This window comes from Rahnella sp. CG8, assembly GCF_023701875.1.
Lineage (GTDB): Bacteria > Pseudomonadota > Gammaproteobacteria > Enterobacterales > Enterobacteriaceae > Rahnella > Rahnella aceris.
This window is the reverse complement of record NZ_JABAED010000042.1, coordinates 21,985-28,574: the sequence shown is the minus strand read 5'-3', so window position 1 is coordinate 28,574 and position 6,590 is coordinate 21,985. Positions and strand designations below refer to the sequence as shown.

The 6,590-nt window shown below is 52.1% G+C and carries 6 protein-coding genes; 3 read left to right on the top strand and 3 right to left on the bottom strand.

The features are described from left to right. Nucleotides 1–58: 58 nt before the first annotated feature. Together HGO41_RS24200 and HGO41_RS24195 are read right to left on the bottom strand one after the other, a co-directional pair. On the bottom strand, nt 59–397 hold the full coding sequence (locus tag HGO41_RS24200; protein WP_250981567.1) for a phage integrase central domain-containing protein: 339 nt from the start codon (nt 395–397) through the stop codon (nt 59–61). A 1,134-nt stretch (nt 398–1,531) separates the two neighbouring features. Then, a complete protein-coding gene (locus tag HGO41_RS24195; protein WP_285427279.1) occupies nt 1,532–2,422 on the bottom strand; it encodes a LysR family transcriptional regulator in 891 nt (296 codons plus the stop codon). 100 nt (nt 2,423–2,522) lie between these two features. Between HGO41_RS24195 and HGO41_RS24190 the strand changes: the two genes are divergently transcribed. The 3 genes from HGO41_RS24190 to HGO41_RS24180 all read left to right on the top strand — a co-directional run bounded on the left by HGO41_RS24190 (nt 2,523) and on the right by HGO41_RS24180 (nt 5,591). Further along, complete coding sequence (locus tag HGO41_RS24190; protein ID WP_250981565.1) at nt 2,523–3,635, top strand: alpha/beta fold hydrolase; 1,113 nt, start codon at nt 2,523–2,525, stop codon at nt 3,633–3,635. Between the two features lie 135 nt (nt 3,636–3,770). Continuing rightward, entirely contained in the window at nt 3,771–4,112 is a 342-nt protein-coding gene (locus tag HGO41_RS24185; RefSeq protein WP_250981564.1) for a hypothetical protein, read from the top strand. A 270-nt stretch (nt 4,113–4,382) separates the two neighbouring features. Beyond that, a complete protein-coding gene (locus tag HGO41_RS24180; RefSeq protein ID WP_250981563.1) occupies nt 4,383–5,591 on the top strand; it encodes an MFS transporter in 1,209 nt (402 codons plus the stop codon). A gap of 164 nt (nt 5,592–5,755) precedes the next feature. Here the strand turns inward: HGO41_RS24180 and HGO41_RS24175 are convergent, their stop codons facing one another. After that, the gene (locus HGO41_RS24175) at nt 5,756–6,541 is read right to left on the bottom strand and encodes an HAD-IIB family hydrolase (RefSeq protein ID WP_250981562.1); all 786 of its coding nucleotides are present in this window, start codon (nt 6,539–6,541) and stop codon (nt 5,756–5,758) included. Between the last annotated feature and the right edge of the window lie 49 nt (nt 6,542–6,590).

Sequence of the window (6,590 nt, the reverse complement as noted above, 5' to 3'; positions counted from 1 at the left end):
TGTTTTTTTTCCGGCGGCATTATCGCCCCGGCTAAATCGGTGGCGGGATTATGGGTGATCAAATATTCCTGTACCGCATAATGCCGGTGATCCGCTGCTGTAACCACATGGCAACTTCAAGATTGCCTTTTTTCTCGGTGATGCGCAGGGGGACAAGCAAATCGCCGGTGGTGATATCGGTGATGGGGATTTGGCCAATTCTCGGGAAGACTTGTAGCTCAAGCGAACGCAGAATGCGTCCCGCATGGACTTCTGACCAGTGGTGATTACGGCCATGCCATGGGCGAGCGACGTCTTCAAAGGTGTTGCCATGCTTCCTGTCTGGCTTTTCCCATTGCCGCTTGAGTCCGGGATCGGTCCCCTGATTTAAATCAGTCCATTCTTTGAAGCGTAGCATCTAGACGCCCATATTGCCGCCAGAAAAACGGGGGATGGCGTGAAAGCGCGATAAGAACTCATTGAGGACGAGTACCGTTTCGTGGATCTATCACGTTCTCAGATGTGGTACGGCGAGGAGCACACCATCCTATAGCGACTCCGAACCGCCATCGACGTGTGAATTGATTAACCCAGTTTTTCCAGGCCGGCATCAGTTGATGTTGTTGCATAACATAAATCAATGTCAGCACGCCATTCACTATCGATGATAGTGAAACGGCAAGCTTATTTTGGATCATGATGCCTCCTTCGTCGGTAACTCGCCCCACAGCATCGCCCCATCAATTCGCCCCACGGTGTTGGGCGAAAAGGCGGGGCGAAAGCATGGGGCGCGAGAGGTGGCCGCGCTGCGACCATGCGCCGGAAAATACGCTTCCCGGCCCGAACGGCGTGCGCCGGTTCAAGCGGGCTGGACGCCCTTATGAACTTGCGCATGGGGGTAATGTCGTGGCTGGACGCCGCGCCAAAACCCCCAACGTCAACGGCGGCACACCGTCGCCCGCTACGCGCGACCACCCCCTTTGAGACGCCGTTTTTCACCTATTTTTTCTTTTGTCCGTTCCGGCCAAGCGAAAAAATGGGAAAACGCCTTCAAAGAGGGTGGTCGCGCCACGCTACCGGCTTTTGGCCGGAGACTTAGCCGCGACGGTGTGCGGGGCTACGCCCCCCAAATAAACCGCTATCGTGGGCGATAGCTTTTCGCTCGCTGGGGCGGCGAAATTTATTCGGCTCCCCCCGGCCAGCTCGGTTCACCTGGGGGTGAACGCTCGCCGGTGGGTTCGGGCGACGCAAATTAGCAATTTCTGCGAAATTGAATTTACTCGCCTTACGCCACGTTTAAATTCATGCAGAGCATGAGTTTAAACGCCTCAAAAGCGCTGCCTGTTCGTGTGCGTATTCCAGCAAAAAAATGAGAATGCATTCTGGCGTATGAATAACGATCCCGATGGGAAAGTTTAGTCGGTGGATAGTTTATAGGCTGTTTCGAGTGTATCACTGTTTTTGCATTTCGTTCTTACCCCGGTAACGCTGTAACGTCAGGCTAAACTGACGAATGGGTTAATTATTATGTGGAATCAAAAATACAGTTTTTTTACTTTAGATGAGATATGTTTTTTACAAAAGCAGCAACGTCAGGGCTAGTTTTTTTTGGAATGTGGACTAAGGCAACCTGATACAAAACTTGCACTCCTGTAAGGGTGCAAAAAGAAACATTTTTCCATCCACTTTTTCGCATAAATTCAGGGACAAGACTAACACCCAGCCCCGAAGCAACAAGACCAATAATGGTTTCCATCTGCACGGCTCGCTGGGCAACCTCCGGAATAAATCCTTCTTTTTCACAGGCATCAAGAACAGAGCGATAGAGACCGGGCCCTTCCTCTTCAGGAAATAATATCCATGGTTCCGAGGCCAGTGCAGCAAGCGGCAGAGTATCGCTTACAGTCAGGGGGTGGTTTTGCGGCAAAGCAACGATCAACTTGCTGGTAAGAAGTAAGTGATATGACAGTTTTTGAATCGCATATTCCGGAACGGGTAACACCACAATCCCCACGTCAAGAGAATCCTCCAGAAGACCTGAAACCTGGCGGGCAGTTGTCATTTCTTTCAACTCAAGAACAACATCCGGGCGGGATAAGCGAAAACGAGCGATCATTTCGGGAAGCAAATGCCTGACGGCGCTGGCCACAAAACCGATACGTAAAATTCCGGTCATACCCTGGCCAGCCCGTCTGGTCAGTAGCATCGATCTTTCCATTTGCATGAGCGTCGTGACCGCTTCCTTTTGCAAGACTTTGCCTGCGGGTGTAAGTGCCGTTATGCGATTTGTTCGTTCAAAAAGGCGGGTGCCCAGTATCTCCTCCATATGGCGGATCGCTGCTGTCAGCGGGGGTTGAGCCATATGCAGGCGTTCTGCCGCTTTGCTGATATTCATGGTCTCCGCGACAATGAGAAATTGTCGGAGCTGACGCAGGGTTAGCATATCGCGATACCTCAAAAGTATTATGATGGCTTCATAATAGTATTAGACATACCGCGGGGGCTACACGAAGATAATTTTCGTCTATATCAGTGGAGCATAAATGATGAGCATCCTCAGACTGGTGTCACTGACTTACCGCAGCATGAATATACTGGGAGTCCTGCTTATGTCCGTATCATCAGTGCTGGCAGCGCCAGAAAAAAATGATACTTCTACACCGATCAGCCGTACGGACAGATACATTTCGCTTGAGGGCGATGAACAACTTTATGTCAGGGAAGTTCGCCTGAAATCAGGCACCATGACACCACAACCGCCTGTTCTGCTGATTCACGGTGCTCGGGTTCCCGGCCTTGCATCCTTTGATCTGCCCGTGAAAGGGGGATCTCTGGCAGCAGACCTGGCTCTGGCGGGCTTTCAGGTTTATATCCTTGACCTGCGGGGCTATGGGTTATCAAGCCGGCCAGCTGCAATGAATGCGCCCGCTGACCAGTCAGCTCCGTTGATACGTACTGCGGATGCCATAGATGATCTCGTTCACGCCGTGCATTCTATTCAGGTGTGGAGTGGTTCACCACGCATAAATATCCTGGGATGGGCAACAGGTGGTCACTGGGCTGGAGCTTATGCAGCAAAATACCCACAGACCGTCGAACGACTGGTTTTATATAACACACTTTATGGTGGAAGTCCTCATCACCCGACACTGGGATTTGGTTCGCCACTGGATGATCCCAGACATCCCGGGCATTTTAACTCTGCGCAGTTTGGCGGCTGGCGGTTGAACACACAGGAAAGCCTGTTCCCGGCATGGGATAACAGTATTCCCGTGGCGGATAAAACACAGTGGCGTGATGAAGCTGTTAAACGTGCTTATGGTGATGCAGCACTGCGATCGGACAGCACTTCTCAACTTAGGACACCACCGAGTTTCCGAGCGCCAACAGGTGCTATGGCTGATAGTTTTGAACTGGCTACTGGCAGAAAACAGTGGTCCGCCACTGCACTAACAACCGTCCCGGTCTTGGTTATACGCTCAGAACGGGATTTCTGGAGCAGGCAGGAAGATGCTGATGCCATTATGAAAGACGCCCCCATAGCCGAGGGGTTGACCATTCCTGAAGCCACACATTTTGTGCATCTTGACCGGGACAGTGCGGGCAGAAAACTGTTTTTGCAGGCCGTTATCAGATTCTTGGAAAACCAGTTCTGACAAGAGCGTCCCAGGATGAAGGTCGTTTAAATAGGTGCGAGGAATATAATTTCCTGCATCATCTACAAAAAAGAATCTTATTTACATCTGATACCATCAGAATTCAGTACCCGGTACGAATGACGATTTTAACGAATGGTTTCGTCGCAACTAGGGGGCTATGATTCTAATGCAGACCTCTTGCTGGACACCGCTAAATGGAGATCAATTTATCACTTCGCACAACTTGCGGGTGGCTATAAGCCAATGCGATTGCCGATTCAGATCCCGCTCTATCAGTTTTACGCGGCCGATTGCGAGAACGTTAATCTGCCGCCGATTGATATGGTCGGTGGGTGGAAAGATGCATTACCTGATTTGGATATTCATTCTGTTTCCATTCCCGGTGGACATCTATCGATGATGACTGACATCGACCATCGTAAGCAGCTGGCTGAGGCATTCAATCGCGCACTCTCAAAACTCAATGGTGATTGAGAGTGAGCATTGCGCGCGCCGTTCACTGACTCATAAGGGGCGCCGGTGCAAAATTCGTTATTACCCATTTAATATGGTTCGTAAATAGACCCCCCGCTGCCAGCAGCGGGAAATATATCCAGAAATGGATTCAAATAACATAATGTTATAGTGGTAAATTGCTTTTCAAAAGAAGACCATAGGTAAAATTTAGGCGTTGCTCAAAATGATGCCATAAATCGACATATCAGCAGAATGTGAATCGGCGCCGGAATACAAATTGGAGATATCATGGCTAATCCCTATCGCGAAATGCTGACAACCCCTGGAGTGATGGGATTGGTGTTCGCGAGTTTTATTGTGCGCCTGCCACAGGCGATGATCGGCATCGGCATCATTACCATGTTGGCGGAGCAGCGTGGCCTTTATTGGCTGGCGGGCTCGGTCGCAGCCACATTTACGTTAGCAAACGCGCTTATCGGCCCGCACGTGTCAAAATTCGTTGACCGGCACGGCCAGAGCCGGGTTCTTCCGGTTATTACCGCCTTCAGCATTGTCATGCTGCTGGCGCTGCTGATTGCAGCCTATATGAAAGTCACTGCTCCATTCCTTTTTATTCTTGCTGCACTGGCCGGCACAATGCCGAACATGCCGGCTATGATAAGGGCACGCTGGACAGCGCTTTTCCGTGGCAAGCCACAATTGCACACGGCTTTTTCCCTCGATACCGCTCTCACGGAACTGTCTTATATTGTCGGCCCGGTACTGTCCATTGGCCTGAGCACGAGCGTCTTTGCCGAAGCCGGACCGCTTGCTGCCGTTTTGTTACTGGTGATTGGCATGACCGCCTTTCTTTTGCAACGGCAGACGGAGCCGAAGGTGGTCAGCAGCGGCAGGGGGATCGGAAGTTCTACTTTGCGTATCCCCGGTCTTCGTATCATCTTTCTGGCGCTTATGGCGATGGGCGTGATCGGAGGTTCAATCGACGTAGCCGTCGTAGCCTTCGCCAAGACACAGCATTGGCCAGCGGCAGCCAGTTTCATCCTTGCCGCCTACGCGCTCGGCTCGGTGATCTCCGGCCTGGCTTTCGGCGCGTTCAGGATTACCTTACCGCTTGAGAGACAATTCCTTATTGGGATACTGGTCACGGCAGTAACAGCGATATTGCCCATTCTCTCACCGGACGTCTATATCATGACGGGAATGGTCTTTGTGGCAAGCTTATCCTTCGCGCCGACCATGGTCGCCGTCATGAATCTTGGCACCCTCATTGTTCCACCGGCCAAGCTCACCGAAGGACTGGCGTGGATGACGACCGGCATTAGCATTGGCGTAGCGCTCGGCAGCGCACTTTCGGGTAGAATTATCGACGCCTTTGGTGCGCGGGCGGGTTTCGGCGTCCCCATTGCCGCTGGGCTCGTTATGGTGGTGGTCGTGCTTATCGGTCTGCGTACACTTCGTGCCGCGTCCGAGACGCACGAAGCGCTGACCTTCCCGTAATGAAAAGTTGCAATCTCTGCCATCTGTTGATGCTACATACACTATAAAGACTTCGTCCCGGAGCGCAGGATTTAAATCGTTAAAAAGCACACAGCCTTATTTACTTTGGAAATGAACACCGCCGGGGATATGCCGCTTCTTGTCCAGCCCGCTTGTTCGTTTATTCAGCACTGATACGCAGCAATGACGGCTTCCGCGGCTTCGATAAAACCGGCGCCTCCCGGTCCTTGCGTGATCCAGCGGGGAGGCGTGGGGATCTCGTGCAGGTATTGGCGCACCGTGCTGACGCCCACCGTATGTTGGAAGAAGTTGAACATGGGCGCATCATTAGTCGAATCGCCCGTGTAAAGAACAATATCCGGCCGGGAGTCGATGTCCACGTCGTAGATCTCCGCCAGTATGCGCCGCGTCATGGCCAGTTTGTCATAGTTACCCAACCAGCCCAACACCCATATATTGTTGAAGGTAGTGTTTGCACCGGAAGCGCGTAAGCGCTCAGCCAGGCCGAGGGCAATAGCGTTATCTTCCGGTTGCGCAAAAGCAATGCTGGTCAACCGAAATGGCTGATCGTCGGCGAAAGTGGCACCCGGTATTGCGTTGAGCACCTCTTTGGCGATGTCGTCCAGCCGGCTACGGATGCCCGGCAGTTCTTCCGGCGTGTGCCAGAATCTACGCACTACGCCGTGCCCATGCGGTGCACGTTGGAAAAACAGGCCGCCGTTCTCGCCAATCACGCCATCGACCGGCCACATCCTAGCCATCTGATCGCACCAGCCCGCGGGTGCCGCAGTGACTGGAATGACTTTTATCCCTATCGCCTGTAATCGCTCAAGCGCTGCGTAAGTCGCAGCAGCCAGCCTGCCCTGGTAGGTCAGCGTTTCATCCATATCAGTCAGGATGAAACGTACCGATCGAAATGCATTGGCTGGGGCGGTAGAGAGTGGTTGCATGGTTGTTTCGCTTCTTTCTTATCATATTTTGTTGTGGATGAAGAAATTA